The sequence below is a fragment of the Pseudomonas sp. FSO-7 genome, assembly GCF_059579345.1.
This window is the reverse complement of record NZ_CM184193.1, coordinates 602,773-627,017: the sequence shown is the minus strand read 5'-3', so window position 1 is coordinate 627,017 and position 24,245 is coordinate 602,773. Positions and strand designations below refer to the sequence as shown.

Here is a 24,245-nt window from a genome sequence, read left to right as displayed (position 1 = left end):
GGACTGGGGGATCCCGGTCGGCGTCTAAGCCTCGGTGAGTTTCACCGGGGCTTTTCGCTTTCTGGAAGCGGAAATATTTTCAATCCCCAGTTTTCAAAACCTTCTCCGGCCTTGTCACGCCCGCCGCTGCAATAGAACTTGCGCTTGAGCACATCAAAAGCCCGGTTTTCCTGCCCGGCACGCAGGACACTCATACCAATAGGTCTCGCAACGAGATCTGCTAGCTGCAAGCCAGTAGAGTTAACCTGCTTAGTCGCAAAGACAATATCAAACGGAAGTTGAATCCCCATACGATTAGCACCGTCACACATGCGGCGAAACTCCAGCTCGAGCTCGTTGTCCTCTTTTTTCCCTCTTCGCTCGACGATCACATGAGTCAACGCATCGTGCTGGGCCTTCTCCTTCAGAAACTCGTAAAGCGTTTCCAGACAGAAGCCCAAAGCAACGTGATATGGGTTATCCGCACCGCCTTGCCTATCACGAAGCCTCGTTTTATCTATAACGCAACTGATCAGAATAAAATTGCTCGCCTCGATGATACTGGTCAGTTCATCAAGAAAGGCATGCTTGTGCTGCCTGGATACAAACAAACTGGAAAAAGCGCCTTTCTCTTTACGGATTTCCAGCTCATGCAGCCCAATTAGATCATGCCCCATATGATTGAACTTGAACTTCTGCAATGCAGGGATGACCTTCTCACAGTAGTGGCGCTTATGAAACACGCAAAAAGCCAGTACAAACATAGGATAGTTGGGATCCAGCGTCTGCATACCATGATCGCCACTCTCATCCACATACACGATGAAATCGCTGAATTTCCCGCTTGGGATGACAGGCTTGTCCTCGCTACCGGGCTTTTCAGTTTCAATCTCAAAAAGTGAAAATTGCTGAGCAGGCATTGGATGATCTAGCACGCGTCACGACTCCTTCTCAAGGCGTACTGAACCCACAAAACCAGGACACCTACATGTTGATCCGTTAAATGATGTGTCGCATAAGCTCAAGCTGATACCCCGACCTCTCTAGGCACCCGCTCATCAATCACCCGATACAACGCACTGCTCTCAGGCCAATTGCGCATGAACCGCGCGCGATCCCGGGCGTAGGCTGGGGCGAAGCTGGCATGGGTGCGGTGTTGGCACATGGAGTCCAGATCGATCAGCGCCCATCGATCCTCCTGCCAGAACAGGTTGTGGCCCTTGAAGTCACCGTGGCTGATGCGCTCGCGTATCAGGTCGGCGAACAGCCGGTCCAGCGCCAGCAATTCAGGCTCGGGCGCGTCACCGCTTTCCACGTAGGGGGCAAAGCGCTCGATGATATCGGGACCCGACAGATGCTCGGTCACCAGGTAGGCGCCACGGCGCAGCCACAGGAAGCGCTTCTCCAGCAAGGCCAGGGGCTTGGGCGTGGCGATGCCGAGAAAAGCCAGGCGATGACCTTCGCGCCAGGAATGCCAGGCGCGGCTCGGGCGCCAGAAGCGCTTGAGCCAGTGGGCGAAGTTCTTGATGTTGTAGCGCTTGATCACCAAGGCAAGACCGTTCACCTCGACTTTGCCGACGCTGGCCGCGCCGCCGGTCTTGTACAGATGCCCCTGGTCGAGCAACGCATCGGCCTGCTCCAGCACTGGCGTCATGGCCGCTTCTTCATCCCGGCGGATCGCCCGCAGGCCGAACGCCCCGCGCTGTACGCTGAACAGGCTGCACTCGCGCCCGACTTTTTCGAGGAAATCCTTCAGCCGCCAGGCCTGCACCTTGTCGATCTGTTTTTGCAGCGCTTCCATGGGCAGCGCGTGTTCGGCGTTGCCCAGCAGGTAGTACACCAACAGCTCTTCATTGAACGGCTGGAGAGCCTTGGGAAGCTGGGCGAAAAACACCCCCAGGTTTTCCAGGACTTTGTGCCGCGACAACGGTTGCCCCGGGGTTTCGGCGCGAATGCCGGCACCGTCGATCAAGTAGAGCTTGCCGTCGTGGCGCAGCAGATTGTCCAGGTGCAGGTCTTCCTGCCAAAGGCCCTTGCCGTGCAACTGCGCGATGGCGCCGAGGGCTTCGGCCAGTACCGCCGTCTGTTCGTCGGCCAGCAAGGGCAAGTGTTCGACCTGCTTCCAGGCGTCGCCCAGGCTCTCGGCGCCTTCGAGCAATTGGAACAACAACCAGCCGCCTTCAGCCTCGTTCAAGCCATCGGCGAGCAACAGCGGCGTCGTCAGCCCTTGATCCGCCAGCAGGCGCACGCCTTGCAGTTCTCGCTGGAAGTGCCGGGCGGCCTTGCTGCCCACCAATAATTTGGCCAGCACCGGCCGACCACGCCAGATGCCCGCGCCGACGTAACGCTGCCCCGGCAACACCCGCAACAGCGAAAGCAACTGCAGTTGCGCCGGGCCGGCGGCATCGGCCAACTCCAGGCTCAACGGCAGGCTGGGGCTGCGGCCAACGTTCTTCAATTCGGACAAATGCATCAACGGGCTCCCTTGTGGCTGCGCCGGGCGCTCAGGCGGGTCATCCAGCTGTCGACCAGCCCGGCATCGAGCGGTTGGGCCAGATAGGTAGACAACAGCTGGCGCACATCGGCATCACTCCAGATGGACGCACGCCGCAGCAACGGTTCCAGGTCCTTGACCCGATCACGCTGGCCAAACAGCAGCGGCCGGGTCTTTTCCAGGTCGATCAATTGCGCCTGGTAACCGTCGGCGGTGGCTTGCAGGAAGATGTGTTTGGGATAGAAGCAACCGTGCACCTGACGCATGCCGTGCAGGCGCCGCGCCAACTGCCCGCAGGCGTTGAGGATAGTGGTGCGCTGCGTCGCCGTCAGGCTCGGCCAGCGCTGCAACAGCGAGTCCAGGTCGTCCCAGCCATCCAGGGCCCGGGTCAGCAGGATCGCCCGCACCTCGCCGTCCACTTTGCGCTGACCGTAGAACACCGCTTGCAGGGCCGGAATCCCCAACTGCCGATAACGGCTGATGTTGCGAAACTCCCGGGAAAAACTCGGCTCGCCCAAGGGGTGGGACCAGGTCCGGGTCAGGTAATTGCTCTGGCGCTTGAGGTAATAACCCTGCCCGTCCAACTCCAGCCGGAACACGCTGCTCCAGCCGTCGCCCGAGGTGTTGGGTTCGTCCACCGCATCCAGTTGCCGCGCCCACAAGGCCTCGAAGCTGTCCAGGCCATGACGTTGCAACAACGCCCGGTCTTCAGCGGCCAGAAAATCAGTCATTCACGCCCCTCGAAAAATCTCACCACGTGACGGATGCGTTTCTTGTCGCACGCATCGAGCCGGTCGCGCTGGCGGTATTGCAGGTAAAAACGCAGGCGCTGCGTGGCCGACAAATGGTATTTGGCCACTTTATCCAGGCACGCCAAGTCCTTGGTGATACGGTACTTGAGCCAGAAGCCGCGCCAGAAGTCCCCGTTCGGGCAATCGATCAGAAACAGCCGCGAGCGGTCGTCGATCAGCAGGTTGCGCCACTTCAGATCGTTATGGGTGAAGCGATGGTCGTGCATGGTCCGCGTATAGCCGGCCAGTTGCTGGCTGACGTTATCGACCCAGGTACGGTCCGCCAGCCGCGGATCGTGACGCTCAGCGAGGGCCGAGAGGTCTTCGGTATGGGGCAGTTCGCGGGTGATCAGCGCGCCACGGGCATAGGTCGCACCGTTTCGCTCCAAGCCCCAGCCCACGACTTCGGCGGTGGGGATGCCCCATTTGGCGAAGCGCTTGAGGTTCTGCCATTCGGACTTGACCCGTGGCTTTCCCAGGTAGCGCCGCAAGCCTTTGCCGGCGCCGACGTAGCGCTTGACGTAATAGTTCACGCCGTTGCGCTGCACCCGGATCACCTCTGACAACGGGTCACGGGTCAAGCGCTCCCCTTGCAACGCGAACACCGCGTCGAGGCTACCAAAATCCTGCGCCAGCTCGGCGTATTCCAGCTCCAGATTCCAACCCGACATCAGAGCGCGTCCCCGTACCGCTGCTTGCGGGCATACAGCTTGTTGGCCTTGCCTTCGAGCCAGGCCAGCAACGAAGCCTCTTCGGCGAGGATCCGCCGCAGCGGCTGCTGGAAATAGCCCTTGAGAAAACGCAACTTGTCGCGGCGGGTCAGGCCGATGTCCAGCGCCGAGAAATACAGCGCCGCCAGGTCCTTGTTGCGCCAGCGAGTGGTGATGGCGGGACGGGTCTGGGCGCGGTGCAGGTCGATCACCGAAAGTTTGAAATCTCCAGGCGTCACCGGCTTGTCGGTGTGCAGCAGAAAGTGGCAGATGTAGCAGTCGCGATGGTTGACGCCGGCACGGTGCATCATGCCGGTCATGCGCGCCACTTCGGCGATCAGCGCACGCTTGAGCGCTGGCTGCGGCGGTTGCTTGACCCAGTCGATGCTGAAATCTTCGAGGCTGACGGTCGGCGCCAGCTCTTCGGTGACGATGAACGAGTGCTGGTCCGCCGGATTACTGCCCTTCTCGCCGTAGGCGACTGCCGTCATGGTCGGCACGCCGGCTTCCTGCAAACGCTGGATCGCCTTCCATTCCTGCCCTGCGCCGAGTACCGGCAGCTTGGCGGTGAACAGGTTCTTGAAGATCTCGCCCCAACCGATGCCACGGTGGATCTTCACGAAAAAACCGCGACCGTCCACCTCCGTGCGCAACGTGCGCCGGGCTTCCAGTTCGCGATAGACCTCGCCCTTGAGCGCTTCGACTTCGGCGAACGCATCGCGCCCGGCCCAAAGGCTCTTGAACGGTTCGGCCAGCATCAACTTCATTGTGCGTGCTCCGCCAATATCACATCGGCCGCGTGCTGCGGCATGCTGTAGAGGTCGGCCGTCTCGGCGAAGGCCAGACCGTTGCGGCTCCAGGCCGCCCGTGCTTCGGCGTCGCTCAACATGCGGCCCAGGTATTCGGTGAGCTGCGCTTGTTCGAAAGGCTCATCCAGCACCAGGCCACTGTCGGCCTCGGCGATGTAATGGGCGTACCCACACACCGCGCTGACCAGCACCGGCAGCCCGGCCACCAGCGCTTCGAGCAGGACGGTGCCGGTGTTCTCGTTGTACGCCGGGTGGATCAACAGGTCGGCGCCCAGCAGGAAACGCGGGATGTCGCTGCGGCCCTTGAGGAACCGCACATTGTCGCCCAGACCCAGCGTGGCGCTCTGCAATTGGAATACCTTGGGGTCGTCCTGACCAATTACAAACAGCCGGGTGCGTTTTCGCAATTCGGCTGGCAGCGCGGCCAGGGCCTTGAGGCTGCGATCCACGCCCTTGGTCTTGAACCCGGAGCCGATCTGCACCAGCAGCAGGTCGTCGTCAGCCAGCTCGAATTCGGCCCGGAACGCGGCGCGGACCTCATCGGCGTCGGCGGGCCGCCGGCGGTCCTGGGCGATGCCCGGCGGCAGCAGGTGAAAGCGCTCCAACGGCGTGCCGTAGTGCTTGATGAACAGCGGCTGCTGGACTTCGGAAATCATCAGTACGTCGGTTTTCGCATCCTTGGCGAACACGGCCCGCTCGTACTCGGCAAAATGCCGGTAACGACCCCAGCGCCGGTACAGCGAGTTGCGCAGGTTCTGCGCCTTGTCTTCAAAACAACCGTCGGCGGCGTAGTACACGTCCAGGCCAGGCATTTTGTTGAAGCCGATCAAACGGTCCACCGGGCGCTTGGCCAGGTCGGCTTCCATCCACGCACTGAGTTTCTCGTTGCGGCGGTGATTGAACAGCGCCTTGACCGGTGCCACCAGCACCTCGAAGCCGGGCGGCACGTCACCTTCCCAGATCAGCGTGTAGACACGGATCTGGTGACCGCGTCGCTGGCATTCCAGGGCGATGCGCATGAAGTCACGCTGCAGACCACCGAAGGGGAAGTATTTATAAAGGACAAAAGCCAATTGCATCAGCGCGGCTCCTCAGCCAATAACGTGCTCAGGTGGCTGGCAACACGCTCGGGGTTCAGACGCGTGAAGCACAGGGGCTGCTCGCGTTTCAGGTCAAACCGCCGGGCATCTTCGGCGGTCGGCGGGTAAGTGCATTGCTTCTGCATGCACGGCGCGCATGGGAAATCACTGGCCAGGTGAATCTGGCCCTTGCCGTAGGCGCCGGTCAGCACCGGATTGGTCGGGCCGAGCAGCGAGATGGTCGGCACGTCCAGGGCCGCGGCCAGATGCCCGAGGCCGGTGTCCACGGCTACGCAGGCCTGGGCTCCGGCAAGCACCTTGCCCATGCCGCCGAGGTTCAGCTTCGGCAGTACCAAGGCATTGCGTAACCCACTGGCGATGCGTTCGGCCCGGGCCTTTTCGGCAGGGTTGCCCCACGGCAGTTTCACCACCACGCCGAATTGGCCCATGCGCTCGGTGAGCTGGCGCCAGTATAGCTCGGGCCAATGCTTGGATTCCCAGGTCGTGCCGTGCAAGAACACCACGTAGGGGTAGGGGCGTGGCAATTCCACCAAACGGTCAATATCGAGGCCATAGCTGCCCTGGGTTTGCGGCAAGTCATAGCCCAGCGCCAAGGCGAACAACTGACGCACGCGCTCGACCGCGTGTTGACCGCGAGCCACCGCCAGCCGCCGGGAATAAAAGCGCGCCGCCAGGGGCTCACGGGCCGAATGCTTATCCAGACCGGCCACCGGGGCCTTGACGTAACGGGTCAGCCAGGCGCTTTTCAACAAACCTTGGGCGTCGATCACCAGGTCGTACTTTTCGGCGCGCACGCTCTGCTTGAAGCGTCGCCATTCGCCACTCTTGATGGTTTGCCAGAGGTTCTTGCGCCAGCGACGGATCGCCACCGGGATGACTTTGCCCACGGCCGGGTGCCAGGTGGGGATTTCGGCGAAGCCTTCTTCCACCACCCAATCGAACTTGATGCCCGGAATCGCCCGCGCCGCGTCGGTCAGCGCCGGCAAGGTGTGGACCACATCCCCCAGCGACGAGGTCTTGATCAGCAATACCCGCAAGTTACCGAACCTCCACGGGAGTGCCCTGCAAACGCGCCAGGGCCTCGTTCACCGACGGAGGCATGAGCTGGCGCAGGCAGTTGTAATGACCGAAACGGCAGGTGCGGTCGAAGCATGGGCTGCACTCGATGCCCAGGCGCACGACTTCGACCTGATCGGCCAGCGGTGGCGTGAAGCCAGGCGAGGTGGAACCGTAGACCGCCACCAAGGGACGGTTCAGGGCCGCGGCCACGTGCATCAGGCCCGAGTCGTTGGACACCACAGAGTCGGCGCAGGACAGCAGGTCGATGGCCTCGGCCAGGGAAGTATCGCCGCTGAGGTTCACCGACTCCTCCCGAAGGCCCGGGATCAGCCGCGAGCGGATGTCCTCGCCCACCGGGTGATCTTTCTTCGAGCCGAACAGCCAGACTTGCCAGCCTTCGCGAATCTTCGCCTCGGCCACTTGGGCGTAATGTTCCGCCGGCCAGCGTTTGGATTCGCCGAACTCGGCCCCTGGACACAGGGCCAGCACCGGACGATCCAGGCTCAGGCCGAACTTGGCCAGCGCCGCGTCACGGGTCACCGGGTCGATCGCAAGACTCGGCCGCGGATACGGCTTGGGCAACTCGGCCCCCGGCGCATAGGCCAGGGCCATGAAGCGCTCGATCATCAGCGGGTAGCGGTCTTTGTCCAGGGTGCGCACATCGTTGAGCAGGCCGTAGCGAAACTCGCCACGCCAGCCAGTGCGCTTGGGGATACCGGCGAAGAACGGCACCAGCGCCGATTTCAACGAATTGGGCAGCAGAATCGCTTGGTCGTACTGACCGGCCAGGGACTTGCCGATCCGTCGACGGGTCGCCAGCTCCAGCACGCCGTGGCCGAGCGGGAAGCTCAAGGCCTTGCGCACCTCTGGCATCCGCTCAAGGATCGGCCGGCTCCACTCGGGGGCCAGGACGTCGATTTCGCACTGCGGATGACGCTGCTTCAGGCTCTGGAACAGTGTCTGCGCCATCACCATGTCACCGACCCAACTGGGCCCAACGATCAGAATATTCATGTGCTTTCCAAAAACGATACGGGGAGGCCTACGCCTCCCCGCCTCGAGAATCACTGTGGCTTAGGTCGTTGCCTGTTGCCCTAATCTACAACACACCACCCATCAACTGTGGGAGCGAGCTTGCTCGCGATGAGGCCAGCACATCCAACATCAATGTCGCCTGACACTCCGCCTTCGCGAGCAAGCTCGCTCCCACAAGGGTTCTGCATAGGTTTCAAGAACCGTGCAGCACCAAAAATCCACTGTGGGAGCGAGCTTGCTCGCGAAGAGGCCAGCACATCCAACATCAATGTCGCCCGACACTCCGCCTTCGCGAGCAAGCTCGCTCCCACAAGGGTTCTGCATAGGTTTCAAGAACCGTGCAGCACCAAAAATCCACTGTGGGAGCGAGCTTGCTCGCGAAGAGGCCTGCACATCCAACATCAATGTCGCCTGACACTCCGCCTTCGCGAGCAAGCTCGCTCCCACAAGGGTTCTGCATAGGTTTCAAGAACCGTGCAGCACCAAAAATCCACTGTGGGAGCGAGCTTGCTCGCGATGAGGCCAGCACATCCAACATCAATGTCGCCTGACATTCCGCCATCGCGAGCAAGCTCGCTCCCACAAGGGTTCTGCATAGGTTTCAAGAACCGTGCAGCACCAAAAATCCACTGTGGGAGCGAGCTTGCTCGCGATGAGGCCAGCACATCCAACATCAATGTCGCCTGACACTCCGCCTTCGCGAGCAAGCTCGCTCCCACATTCATTCAATACTCAGCTCAGTCCCAGCTCCCGCCAGATCCGCAATACCTGCCGGCGTTCATCCACAAACTGGTCGCCTGCGATCACCCCGGCGTCTTTCTGCAAGGCCTGGCGGTGGGCGGCGGAGCGGTAGGCTTTGTAGGCTTCGCGCAACAGTGTGGCATCTTCGGCCGGCATCAACCCGACCTCCTGCAACCCGTCCAGAATGCGGATGTTATCGGTGTAGCGCACCAGCGATGGATGCTCTTGGGACCACGCCAGGGCCGCGTATTGCACCATAAATTCAATATCGACGATACCTCCGGCATCCTGCTTGAGATCGAAGGGCGCCGTGGCCTCGAAGGCATTCGGCGCGGTCCCGGCGGCGGTGGCCTTGCTGCCCAGGTTGTCGCGCATCTTGGCGCGCATCTCGCTGACTTCCTGGCGCAGCGTCGGCAAGTCACGCTTGCGCCCCAGTATCTGGACGCGGACTTTCTCGAACGCCTGGCCCACATCCTGGCTGCCCACCAGCACACGGGCTCGCACCAGTGCCTGATGCTCCCAGGTCCAGGCTTCATTCTCCTGGTAACGGGCAAACGCCCCGAGGGAACTGACCAGCAGCCCGGACGCCCCGGACGGCCGCAGGCGCATGTCCACTTCATACAACTGCCCGGAGTTGGTCTGGGCCGTCAGCAGGTGAATGATCCGCTGGCCGAGCCGGGTAAAGAACTGCGCGCCGTCGATGGGTTTGGGGCCGTCGGTTTCCGCCTGTGGATCGCCATCATGGATGAACACCAGGTCCAGGTCGGAACCATGCCCCAACTCCAGGCCGCCGACTTTCCCATAACCGACAATAATGAAGCCCGGATCGCACAGGCTGCCGTCAGTGCGCAACGGCACGCCGTGCTTGGCGGCCGTCTGGCGCCAGGCCAGGGCCAGCACTTGCTCGAGAATCGCCTCGGCCAGCCAGGTCAGGTAATCGCTGACCTTCATCAGCGGCAGGCTGCCGGCGATTTCCGACGCTGCCACCCGCAGGCGGTGCGCCAGCTTGAAATGCCGCAACGCCTCCATTTGCTGCTCCAGATCATCCTCGGGAATGCGCGTCAGGCGCTCACGCAACTCTGCGGCCAACTCCGGCGCCAGGGGCGGCTTGAACAGCCGGCCCTCGTTGAGCAACTCATCGAGCAGCAGTGGGAAACGGGTGATCTGCTCAGCGATCCACGGGCTCGCCGCGCACAGCGTCAGCAAGCGCCGCAGGGCGCCGGGGTTTTCCGTCAACAACACCAGGTAGGCCGAGCGGCGGGCCACGGCCTCCACCAAGGGCAGCACCCGCTCCAGCACCAGGTCCGGATCGGCGTGCTCCACGGCCTGGGCCAGCAGGCGCGGAATGAACGCGTCCAGGCGTTCGCGCCCCAAGCGCTGCATCGCGCGCAGTTGCGGGCTGCCGCGCAGGGCGGCCAGGGCCTTGAGGGCTTTGGGCGCATCGACGAAGCCGGCCTCTTCCAACTGACGGCACGCCGCCCCTTCATCCTGACTGTCTTCCCACAATGGCAACCATTCGCCGCCCACCACCACTTCGCTTTCGCCGCCCTCTTCTTCATCCGGGTCGGCGATGACCTGGCCGAAATGCCAGGCCACGCGTCCACGCCAGTACATCAACTGCTCGTGAAAGGCCGACCAGTCGGCAAAGCCCAGCATGAACGCAATGCGCGCCTGATCCTGGGGACTGTCCGGCAACATCTGGGTCTGGCGGTCGGCGATGGCCTGGATCGCATGTTCGGTATAACGCAGGAATTCATAGCCCTGGCGCAGCTCGTCGACCACCTTGGCCGGCAGGTACCCCTGGCCCTCCAGGGTGCCCAACACTTTGAGCAACGGGCGCTGCTGCAAGCTCAAGTCCCGACCGCCATGGATCAGCTGGAACGCCTGGGCAATGAACTCCACCTCGCGAATGCCGCCCGAGCCCAGCTTGATGTTGTCCGCCATGCCCTTGCGCCGAACCTCCTGCTGGATCAGTTGCTTCATGGTGCGCAGCGCTTCGATGGCGGAAAAATCCAGGTAACGGCGATAGACGAACGGGCGCAGCATGTCGAGCAATTGCGCGCCGGCCACTTGGTCGCCGGCCACCACTCGCGCCTTGATCATGGCGTAGCGCTCCCAGTCGCGCCCCTGGTCCTGGTAATACTGCTCCAGGGCATTGAAGCTCAGCACCAACGCACCGGCCGAGCCGTAGGGGCGCAGGCGCATATCGACACGGAACACGAAGCCGTCGACGGTCATCGGGTCCAGGGCCTTGATCAGGCGCTGGCCGACGCGGATGAAAAATTCCTGGTTATCCAGCGGTCGCTTGACGCCCACGGTTTCGCCGCCCTCGGGGTAGGCGAAGATCAGGTCGATGTCCGACGACAGGTTCAGCTCCACGGCACCCAGCTTGCCCATGCCCAGGATGACCATCTGCTGCGGCTCGCCGCTGCGCCGTCCGGTGGGTATGCCGAATTGCTGGCTAAGGCGCTGGTACAACCATTGATAAGCCTGGTCGATGCAGGTGTCGGCCATGTCCGAGAGATCGCGACAGGTCTGGACCAGATCGGCCTGGCGGGTCAGGTCGCGCCAGATGATCCGCACCTGCTGGCGGGTACGCTGGCGGCGCAGTACGCGGCCCAGTTCGTCCTCGGTTTCGGCGGCCTGCACGGCGGCGGCAATCTGCGCGCGCATCTCACCGGGCGCCAGGCTGCGGTCCAGTTCGCCGCTGCGCACCAGCTCCAGCAGCATCGCCGGGTCACGGACACTCTGCTCGATGACGAAGTCGCTGGCGGCGGCAATACGGTTGAACGCCTCCCAGCGTTGCGGGGGCCAGGCCGACAGCCCGTGGTCGTCGTCGAGTGAGCCGACCGCCGCACGGAACGACTGCTCGGCACGGTTGACCAATAACTGGAGAATGGCCGGTACCGTTTCCGGTATTGGGGCAAGCGAGGGCAGGCTCATGGTCTATCCTTGATCGGCGCGGGAGAGGCTGGATGTAGTGTTTTTTCAGAAGACACTACCTGATCGACTGTCGAACAAAGATGATAAATAGCTGAAAATCTGTTTTTATTGGCAGCCGGCATCAAGTTTTTACCTGTTCGAGTTGGCTAAAGACCAACAGTAACGATTATTCTCACAACGAAATGAGGGGCCACGAGCCGCTCAGGTGTAGTTTTACTACTCGTCTATACATTCGAAAGGCTGAAACGGCCGACGATTTGTAGTAAAACTACACGCCGCCGAAACAACCTTCGGCAATCCAAGAATTTATATCGTCTGCCCACAAGGCCAGTCGCAAACTCAGGCAACCGATTCTGGTAGCCTTTCCGCCCTGGAGCAAGCCATGCAAGACCTCGATCCCGTCGAAACCCAGGAATGGCTGGACGCCCTGGAATCGGTTCTCGACAAAGAAGGCGAAGACCGTGCTCATTATCTGATGACCCGTATGGGCGAACTCGCGACCCGCAGCGGCTCGCAACTGCCCTATGCCATCACCACGCCGTACCGCAACACGATCCCCGTTACCCACGAAGCACGCATGCCTGGCGACCTGTTCATGGAACGCCGCATTCGCTCGCTGGTACGCTGGAACGCGTTGGCCATGGTCATGCGTACCAACCTGAAAGATTCTGACCTGGGCGGTCACATCTCCAGCTTCGCCTCCAGCGCGACGCTGTATGACATCGGCTTCAACTACTTCTTCCAGGCCCCGACCGACGAACACGGCGGCGACCTGATCTACTTCCAGGGTCACGCATCGCCAGGCGTCTACGCCCGTGCGTTCATGGAAGGCCGCATCACCGAAGACCAGATGAACAACTTCCGCCAGGAAGTGGACGGCAACGGCCTGTCCTCGTACCCGCACCCTTGGCTGATGCCTGATTTCTGGCAGTTCCCGACCGTTTCCATGGGCCTGGGCCCGATCCAGGCGATCTACCAGGCGCGCTTCATGAAGTACCTGGAAGCCCGTGGCTTCATCCAGCCAGGCAAGCAGAAAGTCTGGTGCTTCATGGGCGACGGCGAGTGCGACGAGCCGGAATCCCTGGGCGCGATCTCCCTGGCCGGCCGCGAGAAGCTGGACAACCTGATCTTCGTCATCAACTGCAACCTGCAGCGCCTCGACGGCCCGGTTCGCGGCAACGCCAAGATCATCCAGGAACTCGAAGGCGTGTTCCGTGGTGCCCAGTGGAACGTCAACAAAGTCATCTGGGGCCGTTTCTGGGACCCACTGCTGGCCAAGGACGTCGACGGCATCCTGCAACGCCGCATGGACGAAGTCATCGACGGCGAGTACCAGAACTACAAGGCCAAGGACGGCGCGTTCGTCCGCGAGCACTTCTTCAACTCGCCTGAACTCAAGGCCATGGTCGCCGACCTGTCCGACGACGAGATCTGGAAGCTCAACCGTGGCGGCCACGACCCGTACAAGGTCTACGCGGCGTACCACCAGGCGGTCAACCACAAAGAGCAGCCGACCGTCATCCTGGCCAAGACCATCAAGGGTTATGGCACCGGTGCCGGCGAAGCGAAGAACACCGCGCACAACACCAAGAAAGTCGATGTCGACAGCCTGAAGTTGTTCCGCGACCGCTTCGACATTCCGGTCAAGGACAGCGAGCTGGAAAACCTGCCGTTCTTCAAGCCCGAAGAAGGCAGTGCCGAAGCCCGTTACCTGGCCGAGCGCCGTGCCGCACTGGGTGGTTTCGTGCCCCAGCGTCGCGCCAAGAGCTTCAGCATCCCGACCCCGCCACTGGAGACCCTCAAGGCGATCCTGGACGGTTCGGGCGACCGTGAAATCTCCACCACCATGGCCTTCGTGCGGATCCTCGCGCAATTGGTCAAGGACAAGGAAATCGGCCAGCGCATCGTCCCGATCATCCCGGACGAAGCCCGTACCTTCGGTATGGAAGGCATGTTCCGTCAGTTGGGCATCTACTCGTCCGTCGGCCAGCTCTACGAGCCAGTCGATAAAGACCAGGTGATGTTCTACCGCGAAGACAAGAAGGGCCAGATCCTCGAAGAAGGCATCAACGAAGCGGGCGCCATGAGTTCCTTCATTGCCGCCGGTACTTCGTACTCCAGCCACAACCAGCCGATGCTGCCGTTCTACATCTTCTACTCGATGTTCGGCTTCCAGCGTATCGGCGACCTGGCCTGGGCCGCTGGCGACAGCCGTACCCGTGGCTTCCTGATCGGCGGTACCGCAGGCAGAACCACCCTCAACGGTGAAGGCCTGCAGCACGAAGACGGCCACAGCCACATGCTCGCCGGGACCATCCCGAACTGCCGCACCTATGATCCGACCTACGGCTACGAGCTGGCGGTGATCATCCAGGACGGCATGAAGAAGATGACCGAAGAGCAACAGGACGTCTTCTACTACATCACCGTGATGAACGAGTCCTACCAGCAGCCAGCCATGCCGGCCGGTGTCGAGGCAGGCATCGTCAAGGGCATGTACCTGCTCGAGGAAGACACCCGCGAAGCGGCGCACCACGTCCAGTTGATGGGCTCGGGCACCATCCTGCGCGAAGTGCGTGAGGCTGCGAAGATCCTGCGTGAAGAGTTCAACGTCGGTGCCGACGTCTGGAGCGTCACCAGCTTCAACGAACTGCGTCGCGACGGCCTGGCCGTAGAGCGCAGCAACCGCCTGCACCCTGGCCAGAAGCCAAAGCTGAGCTACGTCGAAGAGTGCCTGAACGGGCGCAAAGGTCCGGTCATCGCCTCTACCGACTACATGAAGCTGTTCGCCGAGCAGATCCGCCAATGGGTTCCTTCCAAGGAATTCAAAGTGCTGGGCACCGACGGTTTCGGCCGTAGCGACAGCCGCAAGAAGCTGCGTCACTTCTTCGAAGTCGACCGTAAGTTCGTGGTGTTGGCAGCCCTGGAAGCCCTGGCTGACCGTGGCGATATCGAACCTAAAGTGGTGGCCGAGGCCATCGTCAAGTTCGGCATCGATCCGGAAAAACGCAACCCACTGGACTGCTGAGGAGAATTTTCGTGAGCGAACTCATTCGCGTACCTGACATCGGCAGCGGTGAAGGTGAAGTAATTGAACTGTTTGTGAAGGTCGGCGACCGTATCGAAGCCGACCAGAGCATCCTGACGCTTGAATCGGACAAGGCCAGCATGGAAGTGCCTGCGCCGAAGGCCGGTGTCATCAAGAGCCTGAAAGTGAAGCTGGGCGACCGCCTGAAAGAAGGCGACGAGCTGCTGGAGCTGGAAGTCGAGGGCGCCGCCGCGGCGCCTGAAGCCCCCGCCCCTGCCGCTGCCCCGGCCGCAGCTGAAAAGCCTGCCGCCGCACCGGCTGCCGAAGCGGCTCCCGCGCCCGCCGCGGCCCCTGCCGCTGCCACTGTCCAGGACATTCATGTCCCGGACATCGGTTCGTCGGGCAAGGCCAAGATCATCGAAGTACTGGTCAAGGTCGGCGACACCGTCGAAGCCGACCAGTCGCTGATCACCCTGGAATCCGACAAGGCCAGCATGGAAATCCCATCGCCGGCCGCCGGTGTGGTGGAAAGCGTCGAGATCAAGCTGGAAGACGAAGTCGGCACCGGTGATCTGATCCTGAAGCTGAAAGTGGCCGGTGCTGCGGCACCCGCCGCGCCAGCCCAGGCTGCTGCGCCTGCGGCCAAGGCCGAAGCGGCCCCGGCTCCAGCCGCCGCGCCTGCCGCCAAGGCCGAGGCTGCCCCAGCCCCTGCCGCCGCTGCGCCGGCGCCAAGCGGTGCCAAGGTGCACGCCGGCCCTGCGGTGCGTCAGTTGGCCCGTGAATTCGGTGTCGAGCTGTCGGCCGTCGGCCCAAGCGGCCCTCACGGTCGTGTGCTCAAGGAAGACGTGCAAGCCTACGTCAAGGCCATGATGCAGAAGGCCAAGAACGCACCGGCCGAAGGCGCCACTGGCGGCGCGGGCATCCCGCCGATCCCGGCGGTGGACTTCAGCCGCTTCGGCGAAACCGAAGAAGTGGCCATGACTCGCCTGATGCAGATCGGTGCGTCGAGCCTGCACCGCAGCTGGCTGAACATTCCCCACGTGACTCAGTTCGACCAGGCTGACATCACCGAGCTGGAAGCTTTCCGCGTCGCCCAGAAAGCCGTGGCGGAAAAGGCCGGCGTGAAGCTGACCGTGCTGCCACTGTTGCTCAAGGCCTGCGCGCACCTGCTCAAGGAACTGCCGGACTTCAACAGCTCCCTGGCGCCAAGCGGCAAGGCTGTGATCCGCAAGAAATACGTGCACATTGGCTTTGCCGTCGACACCCCGGAAGGCCTGCTGGTACCGGTCATCCGCAACGTCGACCAGAAGAGCCTGCTGCAACTGGCTGGCGAAGCCGCTGCCCTGGCCGAAAAGGCCCGGAACAAGAAGCTCACCGCTGACGACATGCAGGGCGCCTGCTTCACCATCTCCAGCCTCGGCCACATTGGCGGCACCGGCTTCACGCCGATCGTCAACGCGCCGGAAGTGGCGATCCTGGGGGTTTCCAAGGCCACCATCCAGCCGGTCTGGGACGGTAAAGCCTTCCAGCCGAAGCTGATGCTGCCACTGTCGCTGTCCTACGATCACCGTGTGATCAATGGCGCCGCCGCTGCACGCTTCACCAAGCGCTTGAGCGACTTGCTGGGCGACATCCGCACCATCCTGCTGTAACACCGGGAGGCCCTCCCCTTGGGGGGGCCATTCGGAGCACCGTTTTCCGAGCGCCACGCTCGTACCTCAACCCCGTCCGTTTGGCGGGGCTTTTTTTTGCCCGGAATTCTATGCAGATGGGTGCGCCGGCCTCATCGCGAGCAGGCTCGCTCCCACAATGGATTTGCGGTGCTGCACAGTACCTGAAACTGATGAAGCCCCTGTGGGTGCTGTTCACTTAGGAAAAATGGCGTTTTTTCAGCAATGGAAAGCGCCGTTTTTTGGAAAAAATCTACTCGCCTTTTTCCGGGCAGGTTGTGTGTATATCCGTTGTTGCGGTAACGGCTGCTGGCGGTTCCGCTCTTACAGCCATCCCTTTCAAGGTCTTAGGTAAAATCCCCTGAAGTTTCTATCAGGGATACCAGAACGATGTGGGCCGATGTTCTAGCGCGTTTCGAGAAAAAAGCACCTGCCAGCGTTATGGCCAAATTGGCGCTGGAGCACGCTATTGCCCCTGAGTGGGTCGATCAGGTCTTCGAAGAACATCGGCAACGGCAGTATTCTCGTGAGCTACTGTTCTCGACCATCATCAAGCTGATGTCCCTTGTTTCATTGGGTTTGAAGCCATCCCTGCACGCCGCGGCGCGGCAACTGGAAGATCTTCCTGTCAGCCTGGCGGCCCTCTACGACAAGATCAGTCGTACCGAGCCCGCTCTGTTGCGCGCTCTGGTCACGGGCTGTGCGCAGCGCCTGGCTCCAACCATCAAGGAGTTGGGTTGCACGGCAATGCTGCCGGATTGGCAGGTTCGGGTGGTGGACGGTAATCACTTGGCATCCACTGAGAAACGACTGGGGGCTTTACGCCACGAGCGCGGCGCCGCTCGGCCCGGGTTTTCGGTGGTTGTCTACGACCCCGACCTGGATCAAGTCATCGACCTGCAGGCATGTGAAGATGCCTACGCAAGCGAGCGTGTTTGCGTGCTGCCTCTCTTGGCCGATGCCGAGCCGGGCCAGGTGTGGCTGGCTGATCGACTCTATTGCACGCTCCCGGTCATGGAGGCTTGCGAACAGGTCAAAACCTCCTTTGTCATTCGTCAACAAGCCAAGCATCCACGCTTGATTCAAGAGGGGCATTGGCAAGAACCCGTGCCTGTGGACGCGGGCACTGTGCGTGAGCAGATCATTCAGGTCAGAGGCGGTTATCAGTGTCGGCGTGTCGAACTGACGCTTCATTCGCCAACAGACTCGGGTGACAGCAGCTTGATGTTCTGGAGCAACCTGCCTGAAAGCATCAGCGCGCAGCAGATCGCGGAACTCTATCGCCGCCGCTGGAGCATTGAAGGCATGTTCCAGCGACTGGAAACAATCCTGGAAAGTGAAATCGAAACCCTTGGTAGCCCAAAGGCTGCATTGCTCGGGTTCGCTACTGCGGTGTTGGCCTACAACGTCCTGGCCGTACTCAAACGAAGCGTCGAGCAAGCCCATCAGGCTTCCCAGCCTGACGGCTGGGAAGCCTCAACCTATCACTTGGCGGTTCAGGTCCGGAGTGGTTATGAAGGCCTGCAAATTGCGCTGCCCTCGGAATGTTTTCCCGTCATACCTCTGGAAAAACTGGCCCAGCGCTTGTTGGAACTGGCCAGAAACATCCAACCAAAACAAGTTGCGAAAAATCCCCGGGGCCCCAAGGTGCCTAAACCCAAAACATGGGTGCAAGGCACTGCGGTGCATGCACATGTTTCAACGGACCGGGTAATCAAGGCCGCCAAAACGAAAAGACCTTGAAAGGGATGGCTCTTACAGCGGGTTACTTTTGAGAAGCGCAAAAGTAACCAAAACGCTTTTGCCCCACCACTCGGTGCCTCGCTTAGGCTCGGCATGCCTGAACGAAGGCATTGCTCCGTGGGCCGCCGCGAAGGGCCATCCATGGCCCAGCGCGGCTAACCCGGCATCCATGCCGGGTTGCCCACTGCGCAATACCTTCGTTCAGCCAGCGTGGTTAACGGGGCGCCCGAGATCAACATCCACCGCGAGGCGGCCTGATAGCCGACCTGGCTCTTGGTGGGAGCGGGCTTGCTCGCGAAGGCGGAGGGTCAGTTTGCGGTGATGTTGGATGTGCCGGCCTCATCGCGAGCAAGCTCGCTCCCACAGGTGATCTTGGTGTTCATAAGTCTTGTGTTCACCACAGGCCCATTGTGGGAGCGAGCTTGCTCGCGATAGCGGTGGCTCAGCCACATAGGGCCGGCACGTGCCCCGCTCTTGCTCTTGCTCTTGCTCTTGCTTTGGCTCTTGCTTTGGCTCTTGATCTTGATCTGGACGCCCCGTTAAACCACGCTGGCCGAACGCAGGCATTGCGCAGTGGGCATCCCGGCATGGATGCCGGGATAGCCGCGCTGGGCCATGGATGGCCCTTCGCGGCGGGCCCACGGAGCAATGCCGGAGTGAGGGCACACCGAGCCTAAGCGAGGTGCCGAGTGGTGGGGCAAAAGCGTTTTGGTTACTTTTGCGCTCTTCAAAAGTGACCCGCTGTAAGAGCGGAACCCTAAGCCGCCGTTACGCAAAAAACGGATATACACACCAAACCACGCCTCTCGAAACACCATCAATAACGACTTAGTGAACAACATCACCTGTGAGAGCGAACCTGCTCGCGATAGCGGTATGTCAGACATCCCGGCACTTTTCCTACTGCACAAGTTTTAAATGACTACACACCCTATTGGTCATTACCCACAACCTGCGCCCCCTACCCTATCGATATTTATGGCGCGCCGGGCTTTAGCATCAAACCGTCAGGCCACTTGATGCCTGCACCCACCGACTAACACTTCGAATGGATTCGAACATGTTCAAACCTACCGTCGGCCCCATTGTCGGGCACACGACCACGGATCACGCCCGGATATTCCTGCGGGGCGATCACGGCAACAACCGGGTATTTGCCGGCATTCGCCACCGGCGCCGAGGCGATACACGCTGGTCCAAAGGGCACTTCGTCCAATTGAAGGCCTACCGCGACATGTCCGATGTCATCGTGTTGAAAGACCTTCAACCCGACACTGCCTACGAATACCAGGCCGGCTGGCTCAGCCCCTTGAGCCCGACCCATACCGTGGAAACCATCCAGGAACTGCCGCTGCAATGGCCTCGGAACACCTATTGCTTGCGCACGCCGGCCGATGACCCCGATGTGCCACGTGCCTATATCGTGGGCTCATGTCGCTACTTGCGGATCGCCGCCAGCACCCCGTTACTCCCCAGCCTTGGAGATCGCACCTTTGCCGGCATCAATCGCATCGTGGAACAGGCCGACCCACCCATCAGCGCGGTATTGATGACCGGGGACCAGGTTTATCTCGATGACTTGAATGTCATCGGCCCGGACCGGGCCTATAAGCACATTCTTTTCAGATACCGAACGGTATTTAGCCAGCCGCACATCAGCAAGCTGATGTCAGGCACACCAACCTACATGATCCTCGACGACCATGAAATCGAAGACAACTGGCCCGCCAGGAAAACCGGCCACGACGACGTCCTGTATGCCAATGCCATGAGCGCTTATGGGCTTTACCAGGCCAGCCACGGGCCCGCCCATGAACTGTCGAGCGACGGAACATTGAACAAGTCGTTGACCCGCTACTGGTACACCTTTGCCCATGGCGATATCCACTGGTTCGTCACCGACAGCCGGACGCAGCGCAACCTGTCGGCGGACGATCGGCGCATCCTCGACGCGGACCAGGAACAATCCCTGCTCGAATGGCTCGTCAGTTGCCCCGCCCGGGTCAAGCTCGTCGTCACCAGCGTGATGTTTTTCCCTGACCGCCGGCGCAATAACGGCGATGCCTGGCAGGCCTTCCCGGAACAACGCCTGCGCCTGCTGGAAACCATCCGCCGCCATCGGATCAAAAACGTGGTGTTCATCTCGGGTGACGTCCACGGCTCCATGACCAGCCGCCTGCGTCACAGCCAGGATCCTGATTTCGAGGTCAACACCGTCGTTTCCTCGCCGTTCTACAACAGCAAACTGCTGCCTTTTGCAAAAGCCGCGGATTTTATTTTCCACAGGCCCATGGCCCGCATGGACAGCGCAGAATACCGCTATGAACTGACCAGCGAAGTGGTGAGCCAGGACAACTTCGCCCGCCTGCAGGTCACGGCACAGAGCCTTCAAGTGACCTTCCACGACCGTGACGGCAGGCCCTTGCAGACGGTCGATATCCCGCTGCGATGAACTTCCATACCCTCTGATCGGCTGGCGACTGGAGAAATCCCGTTGTCGGCCGATAAAAGGTTTATAGCACTTGGCCTTCATCTCACTTGTCAGCCAGTGCCGCAATGATGCAACCTTGCGCCAATCCGTAATAACGAGGGCGTCAGCCCGGCGCGATCAGCATTTTCGAAGCGAGTTCCCCATGAAAAGCCAACCCGATGCCGCCAGCCGTATGGCGGCCGAGGTAGTGACGCAGTTACCGGTGCCCGCGCGGCTCGGTATGCTGCGTTTCGAACGGCTGAATGAAGCTAGCTGGGCGCTGTTGTTTCTCGACCCCAACTGCGAGCGACACTTCGGCCTGCCGGCGGTGGAACTGTGCTCGCTGGTCAGTTCGCCCTACGCCAGCCTGATGGAACCCGAAGCGCGCTATCAACTGCACGACGCCATCCAGCAGCAACTGGCCCAGGCCGCGCATTACCAGATTCGCTACACGCTCCACACCGCCAAGGGCCCGATGAATGTGCTGGAGACGGGCGAAGCCTACAAACAGCACAATCGTCACCTGCTGCGCGGTTATCTGCTGGTGGTGGACAATTTGCTGCAAAGCGAACCTTCCCTGCCGGCCCTGGACCTGGAAACCCAGAACTCGCGCCTGCAGATCGCCCTGGAACTGAACCAACGCGCCCAGCAAGAACAGCTCCAGCATCTGGACCGGGTACGCGCCCAACAGGACCTGATCCTGCTGCTGACTCGTCAACGCTACAGCGCCAACAACTCCCTGCTCGAAGCCGCCGAACTCATCACCCGCAGCGCCTGTGACATCTACCAGATCGACAGCGCCAGTATCTGGAACCTGGACGACGGCAAACTGGTGCCGATTTCCGCCTACAACCGCGCTTCTCAGGAGTACTTCCTGCCGGCGGTCATCGATGCCAACGAGTTTCCCGACTACATGGAGGCGCTGCAGACTTGCCGCGCCATTGACGCCCACAATGCGATGCGCGACCCGCGCACCCGGGAGATGGCCGAGAGCCTGCGCGCCCGCGACGTCAATGCCATTCTCGACGCCAGCGTGCGCATCGACGGCCAGGTGGTGGGCGTGCTGTGCCTGGAACAAGTGGGCGTCACTCGCGCCTGGCAGTCGGATGAGATCGCCTTTGCCGGCGAGTTGGCGGACCAGTTCGCCCAGGTCATCAACAACCACAACCGACGCACCGCCACCAGCGCCCTGCACCTGTTCCAGCGCGCCGTGGAGCAGAGTGCCAACGCGTTCCTGCTGGTCAATTGCGACGGCGTGGTGGAGTACGTCAACCCGAGCTTCACCGCGATCACCCAATACACCACCGAGGAAGTCCACGGCCAACGCCTCTCGGAACTGCCGGCCCTGGAAAACCTCAGCGAACTGCTGTTCGACGCGCCCTCGGCGCTGGCTCAAAGCAATAGCTGGCAGGGCGAGTTCAAGAGCCGGCGCAAGAACCTGGAACCCTACTGGGGCCAGCTGTCGATTTCCAAGGTCTACGGCGACAACCGCGAGCTGACCCACTACATCGGCATCTACGAAGACATTACCCAGACCAAATTGGCCCAGCAGCGCATCGAGCGCCTGGCCTACACTGACAACCTGACCAACCTGGGCAACCGCCCGGCGTTCATTCGCAACCTCGACGAACGCTTCGCCCGGGACAGTGATTCGCCCATCAGCCTGCTGCTGGTGGACATCGACAACTTCAAGCGCATCAACGACAGCCTCGGCCACCAGACCGGCGACAAGCTGCTGATCAGCCTGGCCCGGCGCCTGCGCAACAGCCTGAGCCCCAGCGGCAGCCTGGCGCGATTCGCCAGCAACGAGTTCGCCGTGCTGTTGGACGACACGAGCCTGGAAGCCGGGCAGCAAATCGCCAGCCAATTGCTGATGACCCTCGACAAACCGATGTTCGTCGACAACCAGCTGATCAGCGTGACCGGCTCCGTGGGCCTGGCCTGCGCGCCGCTGCATGGTCGCGATCCGCAGACCCTGATGCGCAACGCCGGCCTCGCCCTGCACAAGGCCAAGGCCAACGGCAAGCATCAGGTCCAGGTGTTCACCGAGGCGCTGAACGCCGAGGCCAGCTACAAGCTGTTCGTGGAAAACAACCTGCGCCGCGCCCTGACCCAGAATGAACTGGACGTGTTCTACCAACCCAAGCTATGCCTGCGCAGCGGCCGCTTGCTGGGCATGGAAGCACTGTTGCGCTGGAATCATCCGGAAAAGGGCATGATCCGCCCGGACCAGTTCATCAGCGTGGCTGAAGAAACCGGCCTGATCATCCCCATCGGTAAATGGATCGCGCGCCAGGCCTGCCGCATGAGCAAGCAATTGACCGCCGCCGGCCTGGGCAACCTGCAAGTGGCGATCAACCTGTCGCCCAAGCAGTTCTCCGACCCCGACCTGGTCGCCTCCATCGCCAGCATCCTCAAGGAGGAACAACTGCCGGCCCGGCTGCTGGAACTGGAGCTGACCGAAGGCCTGCTGCTGGAAGCCACCGAAGACACCCACTTGCAGCTCGACCAGCTCAAGCGCCTGGGCCTGACCCTGGCCATGGACGATTTCGGCACCGGGTATTCGTCCCTGAGCTACCTGAAGAAATTCCCGATCGACATCATCAAGATCGATCGCAGTTTCATCCATGAGATCCCGGACAATCAGGACGACATGGAAATCACCTCGGCGGTGATCGCCATGGCCCACAACCTGAAACTCAAGGTCGTGGCCGAAGGCATCGAAACCGCCCAGCAACTGGCGTTCCTGCGGCGGCACCGTTGCGACGTCGGCCAGGGCTACCTGTTCGACCGGCCAATCCCCGGCGCGGAGCTGATCGAAAAGCTCAAGCGCTACCCGCGCGGGCCTCTTGTCTGACAGCAGCGTATAGCTTGCGGCGGCTTTTCTGAGGCACACTGGCGGTCTATTTCGCTCAATTCAATCTGACTGAGAGGACTGATAATGGTCTTGCGCTCGGAAATCCTGGTGAATAAAAACGTGCTTCCTACTCAAGAACAAGCCCTGCCTGGCCGTGAAACCCCGATGACCGTGCCGGACAAACACTTCGTCCTCGACGCGCCCCTGCTGGGCCCGTTTGCCATGGACGTGGACTTCGCGATCTTCGGTCTCGGCTGCTTCTGGGGTGCGGAGCGCAAGTTCTGGCAGCGCGAAGGCGTGGTCAGTACAGCGGTGGGTTACGCCGGTGGATTCACGCCGAACCCGACGTACGAAGAAGTCTGCTCGGGCCTTACCGGCCACAGCGAAGTGGTGCTGGTGGTCTACGAGCCGGAGAAAGTCAGCTACGAGCAGCTGTTGAAGATGTTCTGGGAGCTGCACAACCCGACCCAGGGCATGCGCCAGGGGAACGACATCGGCACCCAGTACCGCTCGGTGATCTATGCCACCAACCCGACCCAACTGGCGGCGGCCAAACACAGCGAGCAAGTCTTCCAGGCCGAGTTGACCAAGGCGGGTAAAGGCACCATCACCACCGAAATCGACGAAGCACCGACGTTCTACTTCGCCGAGGCCTATCACCAGCAGTACCTGGCGAAGAACCCGGAAGGCTATTGCGGGATTGGCGGGACCGGCGTGACCTGCCCGATCTGACCTCCCTGTCCTGAAAAAGCTTCGCGAGCAGGCTCGCTCCCACAGGGGGGGCCGGGGTCGGACACAAATGTTGCGTACACCCCA

The 24,245-nt window shown here is 61.4% G+C and carries 15 protein-coding genes; 6 read left to right on the top strand and 9 right to left on the bottom strand.

Annotation, left to right across the window (positions count from 1 at the left end; translation table 11 throughout):
* Positions 1–41: 41 nt before the first annotated feature.
* The 9 genes from AC515T_RS02685 to glnE form a co-directional block, all read right to left on the bottom strand.
* The gene (locus AC515T_RS02685) at positions 42–899 is read right to left on the bottom strand and encodes a DUF3800 domain-containing protein (protein WP_496533066.1); all 858 of its coding nucleotides are present in this window, start codon (positions 897–899) and stop codon (positions 42–44) included.
* Between the two features lie 101 nt (positions 900–1,000).
* A complete protein-coding gene (locus AC515T_RS02680; protein WP_496531342.1) occupies positions 1,001–2,452 on the bottom strand; it encodes a lipopolysaccharide kinase InaA family protein in 1,452 nt (483 codons plus the stop codon).
* Positions 2,452–3,204 (bottom strand): lipopolysaccharide kinase InaA family protein, encoded by a 753-nt coding sequence (locus AC515T_RS02675; RefSeq protein ID WP_496531341.1) that lies wholly within the window; start codon positions 3,202–3,204, stop codon positions 2,452–2,454. Before AC515T_RS02675 ends, AC515T_RS02680 begins: the two co-directional genes overlap by 1 nt.
* Positions 3,201–3,935, bottom strand: coding sequence for a lipopolysaccharide kinase InaA family protein (locus tag AC515T_RS02670; RefSeq protein ID WP_496531340.1), 735 nt, complete (start codon positions 3,933–3,935; stop codon positions 3,201–3,203). Before AC515T_RS02670 ends, AC515T_RS02675 begins: the two co-directional genes overlap by 4 nt.
* The gene (rfaP, locus tag AC515T_RS02665; protein WP_496531339.1) at positions 3,935–4,741 is read right to left on the bottom strand and encodes a lipopolysaccharide core heptose(I) kinase RfaP; all 807 of its coding nucleotides are present in this window, start codon (positions 4,739–4,741) and stop codon (positions 3,935–3,937) included. Before rfaP ends, AC515T_RS02670 begins: the two co-directional genes overlap by 1 nt.
* Complete coding sequence (locus tag AC515T_RS02660) at positions 4,738–5,862, bottom strand: glycosyltransferase family 4 protein (protein WP_496531338.1); 1,125 nt, start codon at positions 5,860–5,862, stop codon at positions 4,738–4,740. The genes rfaP and AC515T_RS02660 overlap by 4 nt, the downstream gene beginning before the upstream one ends.
* Entirely contained in the window at positions 5,862–6,920 is a 1,059-nt protein-coding gene (waaC, locus tag AC515T_RS02655) for a lipopolysaccharide heptosyltransferase I (RefSeq protein ID WP_496531337.1), read from the bottom strand. The genes AC515T_RS02660 and waaC overlap by 1 nt, the downstream gene beginning before the upstream one ends.
* A gap of 1 nt (position 6,921) precedes the next feature.
* Positions 6,922–7,956, bottom strand: coding sequence for a lipopolysaccharide heptosyltransferase II (gene waaF / locus AC515T_RS02650; RefSeq protein WP_496531336.1), 1,035 nt, complete (start codon positions 7,954–7,956; stop codon positions 6,922–6,924).
* A 753-nt stretch (positions 7,957–8,709) separates the two neighbouring features.
* Positions 8,710–11,661, bottom strand: a complete 2,952-nt coding sequence (gene glnE / locus AC515T_RS02645) for a bifunctional [glutamate--ammonia ligase]-adenylyl-L-tyrosine phosphorylase/[glutamate--ammonia-ligase] adenylyltransferase (protein WP_496531335.1) — start codon at positions 11,659–11,661, stop codon at positions 8,710–8,712.
* Positions 11,662–12,043: 382 nt separating this feature from the next.
* Between glnE and aceE the strand changes: the two genes are divergently transcribed.
* From aceE to msrA, 6 genes are all read left to right on the top strand, one after another.
* Positions 12,044–14,689, top strand: a complete 2,646-nt coding sequence (aceE, locus tag AC515T_RS02640; protein ID WP_122565000.1) for a pyruvate dehydrogenase (acetyl-transferring), homodimeric type — start codon at positions 12,044–12,046, stop codon at positions 14,687–14,689.
* 11 nt (positions 14,690–14,700) lie between these two features.
* Entirely contained in the window at positions 14,701–16,341 is a 1,641-nt protein-coding gene (gene aceF, locus AC515T_RS02635) for a dihydrolipoyllysine-residue acetyltransferase (protein WP_496531334.1), read from the top strand.
* A 459-nt stretch (positions 16,342–16,800) separates the two neighbouring features.
* Positions 16,801–18,102 (top strand): IS4 family transposase, encoded by a 1,302-nt coding sequence (locus AC515T_RS02630; RefSeq protein ID WP_496531333.1) that lies wholly within the window; start codon positions 16,801–16,803, stop codon positions 18,100–18,102.
* Positions 18,103–19,162: 1,060 nt separating this feature from the next.
* The gene (locus tag AC515T_RS02625) at positions 19,163–20,554 is read left to right on the top strand and encodes an alkaline phosphatase D family protein (RefSeq protein ID WP_496531332.1); all 1,392 of its coding nucleotides are present in this window, start codon (positions 19,163–19,165) and stop codon (positions 20,552–20,554) included.
* Positions 20,555–20,735: 181 nt separating this feature from the next.
* The gene (locus AC515T_RS02620) at positions 20,736–23,429 is read left to right on the top strand and encodes a putative bifunctional diguanylate cyclase/phosphodiesterase (protein WP_496531331.1); all 2,694 of its coding nucleotides are present in this window, start codon (positions 20,736–20,738) and stop codon (positions 23,427–23,429) included.
* An 84-nt stretch (positions 23,430–23,513) separates the two neighbouring features.
* Positions 23,514–24,161, top strand: a complete 648-nt coding sequence (gene msrA / locus AC515T_RS02615) for a peptide-methionine (S)-S-oxide reductase MsrA (protein WP_496531330.1) — start codon at positions 23,514–23,516, stop codon at positions 24,159–24,161.
* Positions 24,162–24,245: the final 84 nt, after the last annotated feature.

What these genes read in the sequence shown, in the direction of transcription:
- AC515T_RS02685 (WP_496533066.1), bottom strand. Translation starts at nt 899, where the DNA reads ATGCCTGCTCAGCAATTTTCACTTTTTGAGATTGAAACTGAAAAGCCC.
- AC515T_RS02670 (WP_496531340.1), bottom strand. Translation starts at nt 3,935, where the DNA reads ATGTCGGGTTGGAATCTGGAGCTGGAATACGCCGAGCTGGCGCAGGAT.
- waaF (WP_496531336.1), bottom strand. Translation starts at nt 7,956, where the DNA reads ATGAATATTCTGATCGTTGGGCCCAGTTGGGTCGGTGACATGGTGATG.
- AC515T_RS02675 (WP_496531341.1), bottom strand. Translation starts at nt 3,204, where the DNA reads ATGACTGATTTTCTGGCCGCTGAAGACCGGGCGTTGTTGCAACGTCAT.
- AC515T_RS02660 (WP_496531338.1), bottom strand. Translation starts at nt 5,862, where the DNA reads ATGCAATTGGCTTTTGTCCTTTATAAATACTTCCCCTTCGGTGGTCTG.
- AC515T_RS02680 (WP_496531342.1), bottom strand. Translation starts at nt 2,452, where the DNA reads ATGCATTTGTCCGAATTGAAGAACGTTGGCCGCAGCCCCAGCCTGCCG.
- glnE (WP_496531335.1), bottom strand. Translation starts at nt 11,661, where the DNA reads ATGAGCCTGCCCTCGCTTGCCCCAATACCGGAAACGGTACCGGCCATT.
- AC515T_RS02630 (WP_496531333.1), top strand. Translation starts at nt 16,801, where the DNA reads ATGGCCAAATTGGCGCTGGAGCACGCTATTGCCCCTGAGTGGGTCGAT.
- AC515T_RS02620 (WP_496531331.1), top strand. Translation starts at nt 20,736, where the DNA reads ATGAAAAGCCAACCCGATGCCGCCAGCCGTATGGCGGCCGAGGTAGTG.
- msrA (WP_496531330.1), top strand. Translation starts at nt 23,514, where the DNA reads ATGGTCTTGCGCTCGGAAATCCTGGTGAATAAAAACGTGCTTCCTACT.
- aceE (WP_122565000.1), top strand. Translation starts at nt 12,044, where the DNA reads ATGCAAGACCTCGATCCCGTCGAAACCCAGGAATGGCTGGACGCCCTG.
- AC515T_RS02625 (WP_496531332.1), top strand. Translation starts at nt 19,163, where the DNA reads ATGTTCAAACCTACCGTCGGCCCCATTGTCGGGCACACGACCACGGAT.
- rfaP (WP_496531339.1), bottom strand. Translation starts at nt 4,741, where the DNA reads ATGAAGTTGATGCTGGCCGAACCGTTCAAGAGCCTTTGGGCCGGGCGC.